Annotated in this window: 17 protein-coding genes; 1 reads left to right on the forward strand and 16 read right to left on the reverse strand. The window is 43.8% G+C overall.

All coding sequences use genetic code 11. The features are described 5' to 3' along the window. Positions 1–154 precede the first annotated feature (154 nt). The 16 genes from EC604_RS07570 to EC604_RS07645 form a co-directional block, all read right to left on the reverse strand. Entirely contained in the window at positions 155–1,579 is a 1,425-nt protein-coding gene (locus EC604_RS07570) for a hypothetical protein (RefSeq protein ID WP_161556879.1), read from the reverse strand. Positions 1,580–1,875: 296 nt separating this feature from the next. Then, positions 1,876–2,790, reverse strand: a complete 915-nt coding sequence (locus EC604_RS07575) for an alpha/beta hydrolase (RefSeq protein WP_123063574.1) — start codon at positions 2,788–2,790, stop codon at positions 1,876–1,878. A gap of 70 nt (positions 2,791–2,860) precedes the next feature. After that, the gene (locus EC604_RS07580) at positions 2,861–3,214 is read right to left on the reverse strand and encodes an MmcQ/YjbR family DNA-binding protein (protein ID WP_123063575.1); all 354 of its coding nucleotides are present in this window, start codon (positions 3,212–3,214) and stop codon (positions 2,861–2,863) included. 137 nt (positions 3,215–3,351) lie between these two features. Next, positions 3,352–4,785, reverse strand: coding sequence for a DEAD/DEAH box helicase (locus tag EC604_RS07585; protein ID WP_123063576.1), 1,434 nt, complete (start codon positions 4,783–4,785; stop codon positions 3,352–3,354). 105 nt (positions 4,786–4,890) lie between these two features. Further along, the gene (locus EC604_RS07590; protein WP_123063577.1) at positions 4,891–5,520 is read right to left on the reverse strand and encodes a pentapeptide repeat-containing protein; all 630 of its coding nucleotides are present in this window, start codon (positions 5,518–5,520) and stop codon (positions 4,891–4,893) included. Between the two features lie 54 nt (positions 5,521–5,574). Next, positions 5,575–6,384: a class I SAM-dependent methyltransferase gene (locus EC604_RS07595; protein WP_240036710.1), complete on the reverse strand. Its 810-nt coding sequence runs from the start codon at positions 6,382–6,384 to the stop codon at positions 5,575–5,577. 944 nt (positions 6,385–7,328) lie between these two features. Beyond that, positions 7,329–8,432: a threonine aldolase family protein gene (locus EC604_RS07600; RefSeq protein WP_123063578.1), complete on the reverse strand. Its 1,104-nt coding sequence runs from the start codon at positions 8,430–8,432 to the stop codon at positions 7,329–7,331. Next, the gene (locus EC604_RS07605) at positions 8,429–8,890 is read right to left on the reverse strand and encodes a MarR family winged helix-turn-helix transcriptional regulator (RefSeq protein ID WP_240036711.1); all 462 of its coding nucleotides are present in this window, start codon (positions 8,888–8,890) and stop codon (positions 8,429–8,431) included. The genes EC604_RS07600 and EC604_RS07605 overlap by 4 nt, the downstream gene beginning before the upstream one ends. A gap of 178 nt (positions 8,891–9,068) precedes the next feature. After that, complete coding sequence (locus tag EC604_RS07610) at positions 9,069–10,787, reverse strand: ABC transporter ATP-binding protein (RefSeq protein WP_123063579.1); 1,719 nt, start codon at positions 10,785–10,787, stop codon at positions 9,069–9,071. Between the two features lie 210 nt (positions 10,788–10,997). Further along, complete coding sequence (locus EC604_RS07615) at positions 10,998–13,130, reverse strand: serine hydrolase domain-containing protein (RefSeq protein WP_123063580.1); 2,133 nt, start codon at positions 13,128–13,130, stop codon at positions 10,998–11,000. 37 nt (positions 13,131–13,167) lie between these two features. Further along, the gene (locus EC604_RS07620) at positions 13,168–14,622 is read right to left on the reverse strand and encodes an alpha/beta hydrolase family protein (protein WP_123063581.1); all 1,455 of its coding nucleotides are present in this window, start codon (positions 14,620–14,622) and stop codon (positions 13,168–13,170) included. Between the two features lie 245 nt (positions 14,623–14,867). Continuing rightward, positions 14,868–16,238, reverse strand: a complete 1,371-nt coding sequence (locus EC604_RS07625) for a sensor histidine kinase (protein WP_123063582.1) — start codon at positions 16,236–16,238, stop codon at positions 14,868–14,870. Then, a complete protein-coding gene (locus tag EC604_RS07630; RefSeq protein WP_123063583.1) occupies positions 16,231–16,908 on the reverse strand; it encodes a response regulator transcription factor in 678 nt (225 codons plus the stop codon). Before EC604_RS07630 ends, EC604_RS07625 begins: the two co-directional genes overlap by 8 nt. A 97-nt stretch (positions 16,909–17,005) precedes the next feature. Continuing rightward, the gene (locus tag EC604_RS07635) at positions 17,006–17,548 is read right to left on the reverse strand and encodes a GNAT family N-acetyltransferase (RefSeq protein ID WP_123063584.1); all 543 of its coding nucleotides are present in this window, start codon (positions 17,546–17,548) and stop codon (positions 17,006–17,008) included. 46 nt (positions 17,549–17,594) lie between these two features. Further along, the gene (locus tag EC604_RS07640; RefSeq protein ID WP_123063585.1) at positions 17,595–17,891 is read right to left on the reverse strand and encodes a hypothetical protein; all 297 of its coding nucleotides are present in this window, start codon (positions 17,889–17,891) and stop codon (positions 17,595–17,597) included. A 24-nt stretch (positions 17,892–17,915) separates the two neighbouring features. Continuing rightward, the gene (locus EC604_RS07645; RefSeq protein WP_123063586.1) at positions 17,916–19,049 is read right to left on the reverse strand and encodes an NAD(P)/FAD-dependent oxidoreductase; all 1,134 of its coding nucleotides are present in this window, start codon (positions 19,047–19,049) and stop codon (positions 17,916–17,918) included. Between the two features lie 227 nt (positions 19,050–19,276). Here EC604_RS07645 and EC604_RS07650 point away from each other — a divergent pair, with 227 nt between their 5' ends. Continuing rightward, a complete protein-coding gene (locus EC604_RS07650) occupies positions 19,277–20,092 on the forward strand; it encodes an AraC family transcriptional regulator (RefSeq protein WP_123063587.1) in 816 nt (271 codons plus the stop codon). Positions 20,093–20,094: the final 2 nt, after the last annotated feature.

A 20,094-nucleotide genomic window follows, 5' to 3' on the forward strand; every position in this document is an offset into this window, starting at 1 on the left:
GAACTTCAACAATTTATAGAAAAAAAACACCTCCTAAGGGATGAATCTTTCCGCTACTTACAGGCGGCTTTCATCCTTAGAAGGCGTTATATCTATTTTTGTTCTATATTATATCTCGTTGGCTGCTTGTATGTTTCCTCATCTCCACATTAGATCAATCAACGATTTTTAATTCTTTCCAATCTTCAGCAGCTTGCGGATTGGATTCGACCAGCAATTTTAACGATACCCCGGTCAGGATTTCTCTCAAAGGATAATAGATCCGATTCTTCCACATGATTTGTTTAGCCGGATTTAGAGTGAAGGACTTGTCTTGATATTTCACGATGATCTCATCCTTACTGCGATTTACATTGCCATCAATTAATTTTACTAATTCGTCTACAGGAGTGTAGATTGTAGAGTCCATCGCTCTGAATGTTCCTTGACCCTGGAATTGCATATATTCCCCTTTGTATTTAACTGGCACAGGATCATTAATGGTTAAATAATTGGCCAGGTCAAATGTATAAAAGTACTCTCTCTGACTTGAAGCGTTAATGACATTTCCGCTTCTGGAAGGTGTCATCAGATTAGAGCCAATGACTCGTAATGCACCTTTATTTAACAATCCAGATTGCATAATGTGATCCGTATTATTATTATTCACCCAACCCAGTCCGAAGTCAATCGCAGAAGATCCACCTGTCGTATTAATAGGGATCGTTTGGATTAATTTCGCGGATGAGGTGTCAAATATACGGTATTCTTCCTTGCCAGGAACGCGGCGGCCATTCTCCGTATAGTTAACCCAGAGTACAACATATTTCCCGTTAGGACTAAACTGCGCAACACCGAATGTGTAATTCGCCTTAGCTGAATTGGATTCGAGTAATGTATGTGCCTTGCCGTTAATAATCAATTCGTGTTTGAACATTCTTTTTTGCTTCGTTTGCTTATACATTGTAGATGAAGTTAACATTTTCTTGTAGACGTAATCATCCGTGTTTTTTTTTCTATAGGAACCTAGTCTGCGCTCGCTCCCATCTGGCCTGATCTCGTAAGAATATTCACCGGGATTGTCCACATAACCTCGACCAGAAACGTAATTTTTTCCTGGCGTAACATATAACGAACCTTTAGTTGGTTCTGGATCGAAATCATTATGAAATAACAAATTTGTTACATAAAGACTCGTGTGTTCGGAAGGTCTTTCTTTAGTTCTATGTATTAGCTTATTCGTTGATAACGAATATACGAGATACTCACGTGGTCCTTTTTCGACAACATACATGTTCGCATCGGGATAAATTTCATCTATCGTACCCGTAGATTTACTTACATTTCCGATTACAGATACCTTGTTGGATCGACTATCATACTTCAAAATTTGCTGGTTAGATGCCGTGTATAATGTACTGTACCTGATCCAAGGGCTCTTTGTATTCGATCCATATGCTTCTGTAAAAGAATAGTCCTTTGATGTGTCTATAAAATCAATTACCGTATCTTCATGACGAAACAGACCTGTCGAATAATCTACCATCGTCTTTCGAATAACAGGCTCTTTCGTTTCGTTTTGCTTGTAAGTATGATACATCCATTGAAAATATATCTTTTGCTTTACTCCAGCTCCTTCCCCACTAGCCATAGCTGCTTTCCCCGGAAAAGTACAAATTAACAAAAATAACATAATTAGAAATGATGCTGTAAAATGAAGTTTTCTCATCCCAATCTCCTATCTTAAATGTAATCAATAGACTTTCAGGACTATTATAAATGTGAGAGATATTAGCCTACAAGGATTATAAATCCAGTTCATCTTTTGAACTTTGACGGTCATAAGAAGGAAACTTGTTTTCACACAAAAAAAGCCGCTCGCAGGCGGCTTCAATATCATTGTTCTTTGTTAACTTCTGCCCGGCTAAAAACATCCCTCAACTTGTCACTCATCAAGTACCAAGCATCTTCAGCCATTTCAATATCGCCATGATGTGTAAAACCGTGTATTGCTCCTGCGTACTCTTTGTGGGTCACCTTTACACCGTCTGCTTCCAGCTTCGCTGCGTATGTACGTGCCTCCTGGGCTAAAGAATCTCTCTCTGCAGTAAGAATCAAAGCCTCAGGCAAATTAGAGAGCGATTCGGCAAGCACGGGAGAAGCAAACGGGTTCGCGGCATCCTCTGGTTTCGTTAAATACATCGCATTAAACGTCCTAGCCACATGGGCCGGAATAGCTTCCGGAAAATCAGGTTTCTCCCCCGGATCTGTAGCCAAATCCAGCACAGCGTAATCCATGATTTGGAGCAAAATTTGGAATTCGTCCCCACGTTCCCTATTTAACAAACATACCGATGTAGCCAGATTACCTCCCGCACTATGGCCGCCAATAGCAAACATAGCCGCATTAGCGGAGAACTGATCTGCATTGGAATGCATCCACTTCACGACGTCATAGCACTCATGGACAGCAGTGGGAAATTTATGTTCAGGTGCTAACTTGTAATCAATGTTCACGACGAGACATGCTGCACGATCTGCAATCAAACGGCACCATGGGTCGTCTCCGTCGGCCTGACCCAGCACAAACCCGCCTCCATGCATGTTAAAGAACACGGGCCAAGTTACGACTTGTTCGTTCTTCTTTCGGTTCGGCACATACACCAGCACCCGGGTTTCTCCGGCGGAGGTAGGAATCATGTATTCTTTTACAGTAACATCATATGTAAGACTTGGTTGGAGACTCTGATCATTTCCCGAGCTATGCTGACGCATTTGTTGAACCATGGCGATCTGCTGCTGTTGATCCATTCACATCCACTCCTTCATCATCTTTGTGTATAGCGAAAACTGCTACAAGCACATCTAGCTTCATTTAAATCTATTCGCTCAGTGTCTCCTGAATCCTCTTTGGAAGCTTCTGCACGATCAAGTCATAGGAGTGATCAATCATAGCATAAATGTCCTCGTTCGGTAAGGAACCATCAAGTTTAACGGTATTCCAGTGCTTTTTATTCATATGGTAACCGGGAATAACAGCCTCATGCTGCTCTCTCAGGTTCTCCGCAATCATCGGATCACATTTCAGATTCAAACGGCTATTCTCTCCATTGCCTTCAAACAGAAGTGCAAACATTTTGTCTGCTACCTTAATTACGGCCGCCTCAGGCCCGAATGGAAATTCCTTCACAGCACCTTTTTTGCCAAGACAATAATCCAGGATGCCATCCGTCACAATACTTCCTCCTCTAAACTCAACTCGTTTACCTTCCATTTTAATCGAATGTATGTTTGGTTGTAAATGAAGTTTACTAGCCATCCACAAAGAAAACCTTCTCCTATATATCGGAGAAGGCTTGGTTCTGTTGGCTGTTAATTGACCTTATCACGGCGCGTTTTGTTCCGGCGCTCTTGACCTTGATAGGAAGAACGGCTGTTAGTTTGGCTATGCTCTGCTTTATCCCGTTTGGTAAACCATTCGGACTTTGGCTTACGCGCCGGATTGGTTTTGGATTTCCCCGGTTTATCCGCAGCAGCGCGATTAAATCCAGATCTACTATCAGCTGTTCTGGAACTTTGTTTCGTTCGTTTACCTTGACTCGTTTGATTCATTGGGGCAAAAACGGGCGTATTCGTCATCGGGTAAGGATGATCCTTCACTTCGGGAATCGATTTCTTGATGACTTTCTCGATATCTTTCAGGAAAGGAAGCTCATCCTTCTCACAGAACGAGATCGCCATCCCGCTTTTCCCAGCTCGGCCTGTCCGTCCAATGCGGTGAACATAAGTTTCAGGGATGTTCGGCAGATTGAAGTTGATGACATGAGTCAACTCTTCCACATCGATACCTCTCGCCGCAATGTCGGTTGCGACCAGCACACGAGTTGCACCACTTTTAAAATTGCTCAGCGCACGTTGCCGTTCATTCTGTGACTTGTTACCGTGAATGGCCTGCGCAGTCACGTTTATTTTGGCCAAATCTCGCGTAACCCGATCAGCTCCGCGTTTGGTCCGAGTGAATACCAGTGCAGTAGCAATGGATTTATCCTGCAAAATATGATTTAACATGTTCTGCTTCTTGCCTTGCTCCAGCAAATATACAGACTGTTGAATACGATCTACCGTTGAAGATACCGGGGTAATCTCCACTTTGACGGGGTTCACCAGCAGTGTTTGCACCATCTTCACAATCTCTGGCGGCATGGTTGCTGAGAAGAATAAAGTCTGTTTTTTGTTTGGCATCTTGGCAATAATGCGTTTCACATCGTGGATAAAACCCATATCGAGCATGCGGTCAGCTTCATCCAGTACAAGAATTTCCACTTTGCTCAGATCAATCTGCTTCTGATTCACCAGATCCATCAAACGTCCAGGTGTAGCAATGATAATGTCTGCTCCCTGTTGCAGTGCGCGCTCCTGCACTCTTTGAGATACGCCCCCCACAATCGCCACGGAGCGAATGTCGGTGTATCTGCTGTACATTTTAACATTATCGGATATTTGAATGGCTAGCTCCCTTGTTGGGGACAAGATCAGTGAGCGAATCGCACGGACGGATTTTGCTTTTGGATCTGACTGTTTACCGGGAGTCCCTTGTTTCTGCTTGCTGCCTTGGCTCAGTAACTGGATAATGGGCACCGAAAATGCTGCTGTCTTACCTGTTCCCGTCTGCGCACAACCAAGTAAATCTCTGCCCGCAAGCACGGCTGGTATGGATTGCTCCTGAATCGGAGTAGGTTTACTGTAATTTGCTTTTTTCAATCCTTCCAAAATCGGAGGGATAATGTTTAATTCCTGAAATGTCATGTTATCTCCTTCATCTACGCACATCTCTACATAAAACGAATCTTTATGTCACACGTAACGGTTAAGGATAACACTAAATCACGATTCTGTATATCTTTTTGAACTTTATTTGATGATTAGTCCCATTAATCCGGCAAATGTTGCTGCTTGATGCGGCGCGATCGCACACCCGGCCAGATCCTCCAGCGTAAGAATAAGAGCATCAAATTCACTATCACTGAGGTCCAACCCTTTCATTGGTGTTCCGGTAAACGTGACCTGATCCAGTCTACATGCACCATATGCGATCTTTTGTAATTTTAAATAGGCAAAGTCCGCACCAATCAAGCTACACTCGGTGTACTCAACCTGTTTGAGATGGGCAAAACGAAAATTGCTATAGTCACATATACTCTGGCCGATGCTGACGTTCTGCCACCTGCTACCGGAAAAGTCCGTGCCGACCAGTTTACAATTGGCCCACTCCGTACGATGCATAAACGTATTTTGCAGATTCACATTGGAAAAGTCACAGTGCTCGAACCGCACATCCGTAAATTCACAATGTTCAAGTGATGACTCCAGAATGGTTACATGCCGGAACACCACGTTCTCGAATGATACTTTGCTCACCTCCAGCATGTCCAGTGTCATATGTTCAAACAGTCTGTCCTTGTATTCTGTTTTCGAATCCAAAGTATAGATCGGTTCAGATTCAAGCAACTGTTCGGTCAGCTTTGGTTTCTCTATTTTCATGCGATCCTCCTTTGATCTTGGTCGGGTTTATGCCAGCCTGGCTATTCTCGTTCGCTAACCTTTTACAGCCACAACTCGCATTCTGGCAATATCCAGATTCCACTGTCCTTCATGATAAAGCACCGGTTCTACTTGCTTTTCGACAATCTCCATTATCATCTCCTGCTCCGCTGCTTCAATATCGTGGAACAGATACGATGCAAAGCTGCTGAGCCATGGACGGACTCCCTGTTTCAGCGGCCTCATCGTGTCGGAATGTTGTATGAACATCACCCGGAATCCATGTTGCTCCAGTAAGGTTGAAAATTCTCCTACGGTAGGGTGATACCACGGATTACGTCCTTCCCATGTGTATCCTCGTGTGAGCAACTCGTCCCGAACCGCATGAAGAAGGATCGCCGTATTTCCACTTCCTGCAAACTCAGTAACAAGACGCCCTCCTTCCTTTAACGCCAATTGCACGGTTTTCACAACAGCAGTAGCATCCGCCATCCAATGGAATGCAGCATGAGAAAATACAGCGTCATAACGTTCATTCGTCCGATATTCACAAGCATCCGCGATCTGAAAATCCAGTTCGGGATGTTTCTCCATAGCCTGTGCAATATTCTCTTTCGAAAAATCAATGCCTGTGGTGATCGCTCCGGTTGCCGCAATTTTAGCCGTCAGCACGCCATTCCCACATCCCAAATCCAGAATGCGTTCTCCGGGGGATGGCTGTAACATCGTTAGAAGAGGCATGGATTGTATGGGAAGCTTCGCTTGTAGAGCTTGGATCGCTGGAGTCGATTCATTTATTGAAAAAGTAGACTGTTTTCCAGCCAGTGAAGTATTCGTTGAAAAGGATTGCCCTTCCGGTATCATAACATCTCTCCTTCAGATTAGAGACATAAAGTGTCTATAATAGCTTAATTCAATCAGAGAAAGATGTCAATCTAATCTAACAACTAAGGTCTTAACCACTAAGATTTAACAATCACGGTCTAACAATGGAGGTCTAATGTTTCTACCTCCTGCTAAACTAACCCTTAATAAACTCACATCTAGTAAACTAATTTCTAATAAACCACTTCTAATAAAATAATTCCTACTAATATTTAGCATGCACATAAAATCCGGATTGCATCATTTTCATATAAAATAAAAAGAAAGAAGTGCCCTACAGGTTACAGCTAACCTGCAAGACACCCCCAAATTCTATTCCAGGCACATCTCATCCCTATAATTAGCTCTCTATCCTTGGATGATTGTATGTGGCATTAATTTATGAAAACAGTAGACCACTCCTGGCCAGTTAGAAATTTCTAACGATCACCAGAAACGCTATTTGGCTCGAATCAGGCAATTCTAAATTCTAACGATCACCAGGAAGCTTATTTTATAATAAATCAGCATTTTATCCTGAAAAAGCGCGATTCTTATTCGAATAACGTCTGTGGTGATCGTTAGAAAAATTCAATCGCTAAAATGCCCCAAATAAGCTCTGTCATGATCGTTAGCGTTTGAAACCTCACTCAGTTCTCTTCCATACCTTTGATAAAGGTGCTCTACTTCAGAGACAGCATGTTTATATTCGGATGGCCCACTTCATTCTACTGCACCTCTAGAGCAATCCAAGTGCTGTTCAACCACACTTCAACGGCACTTCAGCTACAGTCGAGATGGACTTCAACGGCACTCAATTGCAATTCAAATGCAGTATAAATCAGTCCTATTACTTTTTTTCAGTATCCACGTTTCTCTGCTTATTGGGGCACCTCGTAACTCTATCTGCGATGTTATTTACGCATTCAATTACACCAATTCAATTACACCATTACCGCTGTCTCTATCACTGCAACCGCTTCAGCGAATTCAGCTTGACCTTCATCCTTCTGCAACAGTGATGCAATATCACGTGCTAGTGCTTCTACGTTTTCTGGGCGAGTGGCCCAACTGGTACAGAAGCGAACTGCACTGCGGGAGTGGTCAACCTTTTCCCAAAATGTAAATGTGTAGTCTTCGCTCAATTGTGCCAGCAAGGAATCCGGCAGAATCGGGAACTGCTGATTCGTGGGAGAATCATACAAGAACTTCACACCATGTTGCTTAAGGGTATCATGAATTTTCAAAGCCATATCTACGGCATGACGGGAAATTTCCAGATACAGACCATCTTCAAACAATGTTTCAAACTGGATACCGAGCAATCTACCTTTGGCCAGCAGACCGCCTTTTTGCTTGATAATATAACGGAAATCCCGCTTCAACGCATCATTGAGAATAACAACCGCCTCACCCATCAATGCACCAATTTTGGTTCCGCCAATATAAAATACATCGCATAGTCGAGCAAGATCGGCCATCGTCATATCACAATCTTTGGATGCAAGAGCATAACCGAGACGTGCTCCATCCACAAAAAATGGAAGACCGCACGCCTTGCTTACCGCATACAGCGCTTCAAGTTCAGCTTTGCTATACATGGTGCCATACTCGGTCGGTTGGGATATGTATACCATGCCCGGTTGCACACTGTGCTCTGGTGACGATTCCTGCGCATGTGCATCATAGACAGCTTTTACTTGCGCAGCCGTGATTTTGCCATCCAGACTCGGAACCGTCAGCACCTTGTGTCCTGTCGCCTCAATCGCACCTGTCTCATGAACAGCAATATGGCCGGATACCGCTGCAATGACGCCTTGATGTGGACGAAGAATAGATGCAATTACCGTTGTGTTGGTCTGTGTACCTCCAACGAGAAAATGTACATCTGCCTCTTCATTGCCACAGACATCCCGAATCAGCATACGTGCGCGCTCACAATGATCATCTGTGCCATAACCACTCGTTTGCTCCATATTGGTTTCCATTAATCGCTGCAAAATGCGTTCGTGCGCACCTTCGTTATAATCACATTCAAATCGTATCATCGTGCTCTCTCTCCTGCCTTCTTGTTCAGCTTCTCTTGGATGTTCATCATAGAGGCATATACCTCTTGAATCTCTTCTTCATTCAGGTTTTGCATTAATTTCATAATCTGCTGATCGGATCGGTCATTCAGCTCATTAAACAACACTTGCCCTTTTTCCGTCAGGCGAATGAGGCTAACCCGGCTGTCCTCTGTGGAATCCACCTTAATAAGCAGCCCTTCCTTTGTCAGCTTGTTCACGATCCGGCTCATATAGCTGCGATCAATGGTGAGTGTATCGACCAGGTTGTTCGCAATGCTTTCCCCACGCATGCCAATCTCAATAATGACCCGGACTTCGGCAAAAGAATATCCCGTCCCGAGAATATGCTTATCAAGCACCCCGAGAATATTAGTATAAAAACGGTTAAACCGCCGCATGTCTGCGAGAACTTCCGGTTGAATATGTTGAGAGTTCATCACGAAACCTCCCTTTTAGTGGACATTGTCAACATTATATTAATCAGGATTGTGGACACTGTCAACAATATTCTTCCATATCAACATCTCCAGACATCGAATATATAAAAAAACACAAAAAAGCCGCGCATTGCGCGGCAACTTTAATGAATTTTAAAGAACTTGGTGAAATACCTGCCTACGAGTGATTGTGTTGAACTTGATGCAGGCGGCTGTAGATACCTCCGGCAGCAACCAGCTCTTCGTGATTGCCTTGTTCAGCGATGCCTTCGGTGTTCACCACGATAATGCGGTCTGCATTCTTGATAGTGGTCAGTCGGTGAGCAATCACCAGCGTTGTTCTGCCTACCGACAATTCGGCAAGAGATTGCTGAATGAGTGCTTCCGTTTCCGTATCCAGGGCAGATGTCGCTTCATCCAAAATAAGAATGGGCGGATTTTTGAGGAACATGCGGGCGATGGACAAACGTTGTTTTTGCCCTCCAGACAGCTTTACTCCTCGTTCTCCAATAATTGTGTCCATGCCGTCCGGCAAGCTTAGAATCAGTTCTTCCAGTGAAGCACGGCGAGCCGCTTCCCAGATCTGATCCTCGGTTGCGGTCAGATCGCCATATGCAATATTTTCCTTGATCGTACCCGAGAACAGAAATACATCCTGCTGTACGATCCCGATCTGTTTGCGCAAGGATTGCAGCTTAATGTCTCGAATATCCATCCCATCCACCGTAATTCGGCCTTCTTCTACCTCATAAAAGCGTGGAAGCAAGCTACAGATCGTCGTTTTCCCTGCGCCTGAAGGGCCGACAAAAGCAATCGTTTCCCCTGGACGAACCGACAAGCTAATCTGATTCAAGATGCGCCGGCTGGGCTCATAACCAAACGACACATTTTCGAAGCGGATATCTCCCTTCACCTCATGCAGCTCAACCGCCTCTTTGCGATCCGCAATCTCAGGCTCCGTGTCAATGATCTCCAGATAACGTTTGAACCCTGCAATACCCTTCGGGTAACTCTCAATTACGGCATTAATCTTCTCAATCGGGCGGAAGAAAATATTCGACAATAGCAGGAACGCCATGAAATCGCCCATGTTGATTCGGCCATCGATGTAAAACCACGCGCCGCTGATCATGACAAAAACGGTCACCAGACGCATCATCATATAACTCACCGAGATGCTTTTTGCCATCGTTTTGTAAGCAAGTAGTTTGGTTAGACGGAAATTGGCGTTATCTACAGCAAACAGCTTTTTCTCATGCTCTTCATTGGCAAAAGATTGAACGACACGCATCCCGCCTACGTTGTCTTCAATACGTGCATTAAAGTTACCCACGTCACCGAAGAGTCTCCGGTACGTTTTGGTCATCCGACCGCCAAATACAATGATCACCCACGCCATAATCGGAATGATGATAAATGTCAGCAGAGCCAGCTCCAGATTGATATTGGCCATCAGCCAGAATGAGCCGATCAGTGTCATTACAGCGATGAACACATCCTCTGGTCCGTGGTGAGCCACTTCACCAATATCATTAAGGTCATTCGTCAGATGACCGATCAAATGCCCCGTTTTACGATTATCAAAGAACCGGAAAGAAAGCTTCTGCAGGTGGGCGAACATTTTTTCCCGCATATTCGTTTCAATGTTAATCCCAAGCATATGTCCCCAGTATGTAACGACATAGTTTAACACCGTATTCAATGCATAGATCGATAACAGCACGATACAGGCCAGTAAAATCAGCGGCCAGTCCTGTCCTGGCAGCAGTTCATTGATGAACTTACTTACGGCGAGAGGAAATGCCAGCTCTAACAATCCCGCAAATACAGCACAGCCAAAATCGATTAAAAACAGTTTTTTATACGGTCGGTAATACGAAAAAAAGCGACGAAGCATTTCGATTCACACTCACTCTCCACATTCATATTCGATTTGTACAGTGTATACCATTCTATACAGTCTTCCAAAACATGTAAACCTATTCTCGTTGATCTATAGCTAAAAAGCCTTCTCCATATCATAGAGAAGACTTTTTGCATGTTCATTCTGCAAATACGTGCGAATACGATCAAACGAGAAATATGATTGAATGATGAACTTTACTTTCTATTTTTTTAATGAAACTTCAAATCGAGAACCTGCCTCACCCGCAAACGCAATACGCCCGTTTTCGGGTAGGACAACCTCGTTATTGCCACTAATTACCGTGTGATTTATACAAACACCCGCCTGGTCAAATACTGCAACAGCCCCTTTTGCAGGCATCTTCACGGTCATGATCTTACCTTTGGCTGCTGCGGGTACCGAGAACCATCGGGCATTAGCATTCGGCTGAATCGTTATCTTGGATTGCTTGCCTGCATAAAGTGCTTGAACAATCTCTTCACTTGCATATTCATAGCCTGTAAAATGAACATACTCTATACCATTTTTCCTGGAAAAGTAGATATCCCTCGCATCCCTGCCAGCCATGCCGGGAATCTGGAGTTGGTTCACTGCATGGTCGGCTCCAACCATTTTGTGGTTGATCATATAACCGGGAACGCCATTCACTGTATCCAATGGAATGATGGATGAAGCATGAAGATATGCCGTGGAGCTATATTTTTCATTCATCAAATAATACCTCTGCCCATCACGCTGATCCCATGCCGCCTGAATATCCTTAGGCAATTCATTGTTCTCCAGCTTTTGTGCCGTATATTCCGAGAAAGCAAGTTGTCCTAACCCAGGTACGGACAGATAGGATCGAGACCACAAGTAGACATGACCGTTTGACTCTTCAACAAACTTCAATTTTTCTGTGCCTTCCTTATTTACAAATGTTCCATCCGACGTATAGATGTATTGATCCGAAGGACTATTCGGAACCATTTGGGGAGTAATCAACAGTTCTCCAGCAGTGTTCACATCCACTTTCAATACGGTATTATTTCCTCCATAAAATCCTGCATACGCAGACATCTCTTTCGACATATCCGCCTTTACAGGTAAGCCAAACGATTTCTCAGGCTTGCGTTCTTGAATGATATCTTTGGCTTCGAGTGCGCTAAGTAACAGTTCGCTCGCTATCAATTGATCAATTGCACTCGATCCTCCTGAAGAAGTAACGGCTGCAGCCAGATTATGCTCTGGAAGTACGACCAGGGATGAATGATACGATATGGTATCCCCACCTTTCGTGACCGCCTTAATACCGTAGTCACTGAATGGGAACAAGTCCACACTATCCCACCCTAATCCGTAAGAAATGGAAGAATCACTCTCTTCTGGCCACATGCCTCGTTGGTACTCCTTTTGTTCCATGGCTTTTACCGACTTCTCGGAAAGAATACCTTCAACCTCACCTGTGAAGATTTGTGAAAATTTCACAAGATCCTTAGCGGTGGAATACATGCCTCCGGTAGCGATGATATTATAATTCTCTTGAGGGAGCTGCACCTTAGACAAAGGAGAATAAATAGCCGCCATTTCTGCCGTGTTAACCACATCCTGCGGTGTTTTGGTGTGCTCCATGTTCAGAGGTTCTGTAAAATATTTGTGTATATATGCCGTAAAGCTCAACCCACTGACTCTCTCAACCAGATGTTCAGCTAATGTAAATGCATCGTTAGAATATACTGAATACGAACCTGGTTCTGCCTTTAGATTCTGCGTTGCGAGTTGATCCAAGAAAGTATCATGTGAGAGCGTATCATTATCCCCGTACAATGTTGCATTGTGACTTGAAGTGCCTAGAAGACCCGCCGAATGATTCAACAGCATACGTGGTGTAATCTGTTTATACCGCTGATCTTTCATCTTAAATTCTGGAATATAACTCGTCACTGGTTGATCCAGATTTACCTTGCCTTCATCAACAAGCTTCATCACAGATGCTGTAAGAAACATTTTACTAGTCGACCCTATGCCATAAACGGTATTGGATGAGAGTGGAACTTCCCCTTTTGAGTCATTTTTACCTGTCTGCCCGGAAACAACAATCTCTCCTTGATCCATAAGTGCATATTGCACACTGGTTACCCCGTATGTTTCAGTAAGTAGGCTAGCCTTCTCCATCACTGTTTTCTTGGTGGTTCCATACATCAGGTCATTGCTTTTAGTGACAGATGGTGCAGCCATAACAGTCCATGGTGTTAACATGATTATCACCAGACTCAAGGCAGCAATTGAAGTCCGTCTCTTGACTATTGTTTTGATCATGCCCTTGTTGATGTTCTTTATATCTTGGGTTATCATTCACATCTCCTCCTGATCTATCATCAGACAGCCTTCGTTACAGTTCCCTCGGTTCTATGAATTTCACCTCAGGATATCTGTCGTTTGGTCCTTGGATCAGGTTTCCACCTGTTCCTTTCAAATGTTTATTGAAAAAATCAAGTACATACTGGTTTACAATCAATGATCCTCTGCTACCATTGATATCTCCCGTGATGCCTGTCAGTTTAATCAACGGAGAATAAAATTGCAGATCCGCAAAATTGAAATGCTGAGTTCCTTCTATATAAATCACATTTCCCTGATGGTTAATTACATTTTTCATAATTTGAAGCTCATCCGAAAGCTGTTTAATCACTTCGTTATCTGGATCTGTATTGTTTTTAAACTCTTCCAACCATGCCTTGAAAACCCCTGATCTGATGAACATAAACGGCTTATTAATAACGTCTCGATTCTCCACTTCATACAGTGACCCATCCATATTAATTCCGGCCTTAATTCTGTTATCTAAATAAGTGGTATTAAACGCTGTAGCCCCCCCAAACGAATGACCCATTGCGCCCATATGATTTAAATCTATCTTTCCTTGGAATTGACTCTCGATTGCGCCTGAATTCAGCTTTTCTATCTGATCAATTACAAACTCCACGTCTTGTGTCCATATTTTCCCGATCTTTCTACGCTCGTCAACGGTTTTCATCTTGGTTCTATAATCCGTTACACTTCCATCTGGAAAAATAGTAGCAAAGGTACTATACGTATGATCGATGGTTACCACGATATAACCATGACTTGCTAGATTCTCGGCCTGTGATGCATGTAAAAACCTGCTGGTTCCCATGCCATGGGATAACAGTACCACCGGATAAGGACTTGTTGAAGGTAATATTTCCACATTTTCATAGGAGTTGGTTTTACTATACTTCCAGTAATCAAACACAAAATCAGGCAGGTTTAAAGAATTAGAGTATGTTTGAATGTACTTCTTGAACATCTCTTTATCTTTAGGGAAAAGAAATTCACTCTTGTTGTTATCTCTATTTTCAGTAGGATACCAAATCTGAACCATGAGCTCCCTCTTGTCACTCTGTTCCTCCGTTAGGACTTCATCTCTACTTGAATCCGTAAAGTGAAAGGTTTGAGTCCCCACTTTCTCTGCTCCATCAGGTTTAGGCAGATGAAAGACAGGCAAGTACACCATCAAGCAGACAGATAACGCTAATAAAATAACAATGAAAGAGGCTATACTGTATCTGAGCGGTTTCCCTATTTTAATTGCCATCCTCTTTTTAGCATGCTTAAAGAGAATGATGAGTATGAACAGACCCGTTAAGCCATATATCAAAAGCATCTGCCACCTGTATCCCTCCACTGCCAACTGAACCACAAACAAAATACTGCTTCCAATGCCAAGAGCCATATCTGTTTTCTTTGCATTTCTTGTAACAAACAATAAATCGATTAACAAAACGAAACAAGATAACGTTAAAAGTAATTCAAATAACCTCATTCAGAATCCCCACTTTTCTCAATAGATCTCACTTCATCGAGTGTTTGATCTGTGTATTATTCGGTCTCCTAGAAAATAATACTTACTAATCGTGTACTGCTCATGACATCCATATGAACAGAACATGAACAAACTAAAAAAAGCTACGTCACATACAAGGAATCTTGTACATGAACGTAGCAAAGATAGATTTGGAGCATTGAATGATCTTATGAGGAATCAACAACCATACAAAAAGAAGTTGACTATCCTGCCGTCGGTGGACTAATTGGCAAGGTTACTATAAATGTTGTTCCTTGACCCATTTTACTCTCCACCGTGATATCCCCTTTATGTAATGAAATAATTTGTTTCACGATCGCAAGCCCCATCCCGCTGCCATCATATTTCCGACTGTGGGAACGATCAGCCTTGAAGAAGCGCTCAAATATACGTTTTTGATCCTCAAGAGGAATACCAATTCCCTGATCTGATATCTGCACCGTTACATTTCGCACATCTCGTTCCATCCTGACGTGAATTACGCCGTTATTCTCTGAAAACTTAATCGCATTACTCAGAATGTTCGTCCATACCTGATTCAATTGATCGTGATCTGCGATAACTTGAACCTTCTGCAAGTCCAGCTCAAAGCGAATATTCCGATCAGACCATTGAGGCTGCAATGCAACGATAACCCGTCTGATCTGTTCATCCTGATCACGCGTGGCGAGTTGCAGCTGATGGGATTGTGATTCCAGCATACTGAGCTTAAGCAAGCTATCACTCATTTTAGACATGCGTTTCGCCTCTGAGATGATAATGTCGAGATAGCGTCCTCGTTCCTGATCCGGTAACTCTACATTCTTCAAAGCTTGGGCATACCCTGATATGGAAGTAAGCGGTGATTGTACCTCGTGTGAGACGTTGGCTACAAACTCTCTTCTCATCTGCTCCAGCTGCTTTAGATCCTTCATCATATCTTCGAAACTACGAGCGAGTGTGCCCAGTTCACTAGATTGCTTAATATTCAGCTTTACATTGAAGTCACCCGCTGCAATACGTTTGGTTGCCTGGGTTAATGTTTTGATTGGTCTGACCAAAAACATGGAAGCAATCAGAATGATCAGACTTCCGGCGGCCAGAGATGAGGTAGCAAAGATCGTCCCCCATTGGATCACTGCAGCAGCAGCGGGGGGTGACAGAGTCTCCAGAAACATGGCTCGAGTCCCGTTAACAGTCCGGACTGGCAATCCCAGTAGAACTGTACCAAGACCATTCGGTGTCGCCTCCACTACGGCTCCTTCAAGTACCTTCTGAACCTGCTCCTTCGTCACTGAAATCGGTTTATGATCTATAGTCTTCCCGAACGTATGAACCTGCCCAGACGGCTCAATCATTCGAATATAGTATAAATCGAGTTGCTTCATCTTGTTGACAAATGTGTCCGCCTCGGATAGCGGCAGCGTTTTGTATATCTCTACAACATCCTGACCAAAGTTACGTATGTTAATATGTGCATTCTCATTGAGTTGATCTTCAAAAATCCAGGTGGATAAGAGAAAAGCAATCACAGTCCCGGCAATCACAGAGACCAGAAAAGTCACAACCACGCGGATATACAAAGACTTAATCATGCTTGACCTCAAGCCGATACCCCAGACCACGAACGGTTTCAATCTGAAAATCTGAAGTCGTCACAAAACGTTCGCGCAAACGTTTGATATGTACATCAACCGTCCGATCATCCCCAGTGTAATCCAGCCCCCAGATCTGATCGATCAATTGCTCCCGCGTATAGACTTGTCCCGGCGTTCCGGCCAGCTTGTACAACAATTCAAATTCCTTGAGTGGCAAAGTTAACGACTCTGTTCCCAGAATAACTTTGTAACTCTGACGGTCCAGTGTGACGTCCCCAAACTGTATCATGTGCGTGGAGCCGATCTTGTAACGTTTCAGCAGAGCTTTCACACGTACAGTTAACTCCAACGGGTCAAATGGTTTCGTTAAATAATCATCCGTTCCCAGTTCGAAACCTTTCACCTTTTCCCATGTCTCACCTCTAGCTGTCAACATAAGTAAGGGGAGATCTGCGTTCATTTGTCTCAATTCTCTGCACAAGGTCCAGCCGTCCATAATCGGCATCATGATATCCAGTACCACCAGCTCAATGGAGCGTTCCTTGTATAGCGTGAGCGCCTGATGGCCGTCCACAGCCTCTACGGTATCAAATCCGTCATTTCGTAAAAACAAACAGACAAGCTCACGAATATTCGCGTCATCGTCTGCAACTAATATGGTAGCCATATGCTTCTCCTTCGGCAACATTATACTACTTGTTATCCATCTTATATCGCCAGTTCGTTAATTTAGTGAGTTCGCAATTTCATTCGATGCTTTTTGCTTATTCCACATCCGTCAGGGATATCGTGAACATCGTGTGTTTTTTCAACACTCCCTGAATAGGTACATCGTGTGTGCCATTTTCCCGGAAGCCAGCTTTCAAAAGCACACGAATGGAGCCTGCATTGTCAGGAACAGCCCCCGCCTCAACTTGCGTAATGTTCATCTCATGTTTGGCATATTGAAGCACACGTTTCAATGCTTCGCTCATATACCCTTTACCGTGGTGTTGCCGATCTGTTGCATAACCAATTACCCATTTTGCTGCACCATTCAGTTCGATTCGAAATAATGAGATTTCTCCCACCAGTTCATCTGTATCTTTAAGAAAAATGCCAAAAGAATGCCGTTTTCCTTCTTTTCTAAGCTCAAGCCATTTCTCAATCAGACGGATCTGTCCATCCAGAGTATAAAATGCTTCATCTCGACGACCAGCCGAAGTCCTCTCTATTTCCTCTCTATTGCCCAACTGAAACTCCTGAAGCAGTGTAGCATCTTCTAACGTCCAAGCTCTGATATAAATTCGTTGCGCCTCATATTTCATCTCAAGTTACTCCTTAGAAGTTCAGTTCAAGTCATCTGAAAACAACCTAATCCACTAGTTCATCCAATGTGTTCTCCAGCTCTTCAAGCCGAGTTGACAGCATATTCACATGCATTTGCACGTCAGCAATCTTTTTCTGTAAAACCTTTGTCTGTTCGTTCTCTGCGTCTGCTTCTGTCTCCCGGGTTTCAAAATTAATCTGAGTTTGAGTCCATTCTTGTTCATACCGCTTCAGTTTTTCAACAGCTGCAACCTGTTCTTCTTTTATTTGATCGATCTGCTGTTCCAGATACAATACTTCGGACAGGCTTGCTCCGCCTGATAAACGTTGTGAATACGTCATATACGCACCTCTTCATGCAGCTTTTTATTCAACCTTCATCTCCATCGCTTTACTCACATCGTACGCTTCTATGTTGATATCGGTTTCTGCATCCAATGCCAATTTGGCAAGCTGACTACCAATGTAAGGCCCCATGGTTAGACCGGAAGCCCCCAATCCATTGGCTGTAATCAGACCTGACCATCCCGGGACATGTCCCATAACGGGCAAAAATCCTGGGGTGAACGGGCGAAAACCTACACGAACCTCATCAAGTGTACTGTCTGCAAGCTCAGGTGCCAGCTCTAAGCCCTTGTTCAACACTTCTTGCATGCCTCCGGCAGTAGTTCGTGTATCGTAACCGTCGACATCATTTTCATGTGTGGCGCCAATGACTATTTTCTGTGCTGCAAACGCAAGTAAATACTGATCTGTAGGCGGCATGATGACAGGCCACTCTTCTGTATTTTGCTGATTAGAAGTACGCAAATGCACAATCTGACCCTTCTGATAATGGACGTTAAAATGAATCCCCAGTGGCTTCATCAACTCATTCGCCCACGCACCAGCACACACAACCACCCGATCCGCAATGTAACGCTCTGATTGCACCTGTGCGCCAGTTACTTTCTCGCCCTCATAGAGAAGTAGGGCCTCTCCCTCAATCAGACGAGCGCCATGCCGCTGTGCAGAGCGGATCAACGCATCACGCAGCGCCCGTCCATCCACACGCGCAGCACCGCTGATGTGCACGGATGAATAACCTTCTCCAAGTAAAGGAAAACGTGCAAGCGTGTCTTTTTCATCGAGACATGTGATTGTGCCAATTTCAGGTGCATCTTCCCTACGCAACTTGGCCCTCTCCGCCATTTTGTTAATCTTATTCTGATCGGTATGTATGCTGAGTGCACCTGTCTGCGCATACCCAGTATCGGTTTCCCCAGCACGTTTTAATTCGGTTATAAGCTCAGGGTAATAACGTGCACCTGCCTTGGCTAGCTGATACCAATCCTGATTCCGACGCTGAGACAACCAAGGACAGATAATACCCGCAGCCGCATCCGTGGCCTGCCCTGCATCTTTCCGATCGATAAGCAGAACTTCTGCTCCTGATTTTGCTAGATGATAAGCTGTTGATGCTCCTAATATTCCCGCTCCGACTACGATGATTTTTTTCATGCGAGTATTCCTTTCCTTCTTCCATTCATCTATATAGCGTACCCTTTTTGATATTCTGTTGGCAAGCTGAGTCACCCGGATACCGTTATCAAAAAAATATAATGTAAAATGTTAACACATTTAAAATAATTCCATTTATGTAATATAATTCTTTTTAGGTTTCTTTCATGCTCTAATCATGCTACCTGTGCACAAGACCTTTTAACGAAAAGAGGAATTATTCAACGATGCCGAAACCTAACATGGGAAACCTGCTGGTGCCCGATATGCCTCTCATGATTACTGGGCAAAACCGGTTGACCGTTAATGAATTAATGGATTGGAGCGACCATTCACGGGATTACACCATTGTACAGTGCATCGGCGGAACAGGGAGAATCGCAGCCAAAGATCTTGAGTTTTCTGTTCGGAAAGGAACAGCGCTTATCTTGTTTCCTGAAGTACCCTACCGTTATAACAATTCAAGTAACACATTACAGTTTGATTGTTTGTCGTTTAATGGCTACATTTTGCCGCGTTTCCTGCACTCCTTGCAGATCGGGGAACTGCGCACCTTCAAACCGGATGGCATACTTGGCCTCCTGTTACGTGAGATCACACTGGCGCTACAGTCCCGTCACAAGGATTATATCTGGCACGGTTCTACACTGCTCTATACTCTTTTGGTTCGTTTAACCATTGAGAGTGAACGCTACAGCAAGGTTGAGCGCTCTGAGGCTCGCCTGCGTCTGACAGAGCTTGTTGCTTTTATTAAAGAAAACTATCGACAGGATCTCTCCCTCTCCCTACTCGCGGAACAGATGAATGTGACCGAGCAACATCTGAACCGCATTTTTAAAAAAGAGTTCCATATGACTCCACTCGATTACTTGGTTCGCTATCGCTTGCTTAAGGCCAAGGAGATGCTTGTACAGCAAGAGGATATCACCGCACATGAGATCGCAAAAGCCGTCGGTTTTAACAGTGCCAGTTATTTCGGTTCCGTGTTCAAAAAATATGAAGGCATCTCACCCATCGAGCTCCGCAAGAAGTTTCACAGATAAAA

Origin of the sequence: Paenibacillus amylolyticus (assembly GCF_003719335.1) — a bacterium.
Taxonomy (GTDB): Bacteria; Bacillota; Bacilli; order Paenibacillales; family Paenibacillaceae; genus Paenibacillus; species Paenibacillus amylolyticus_D.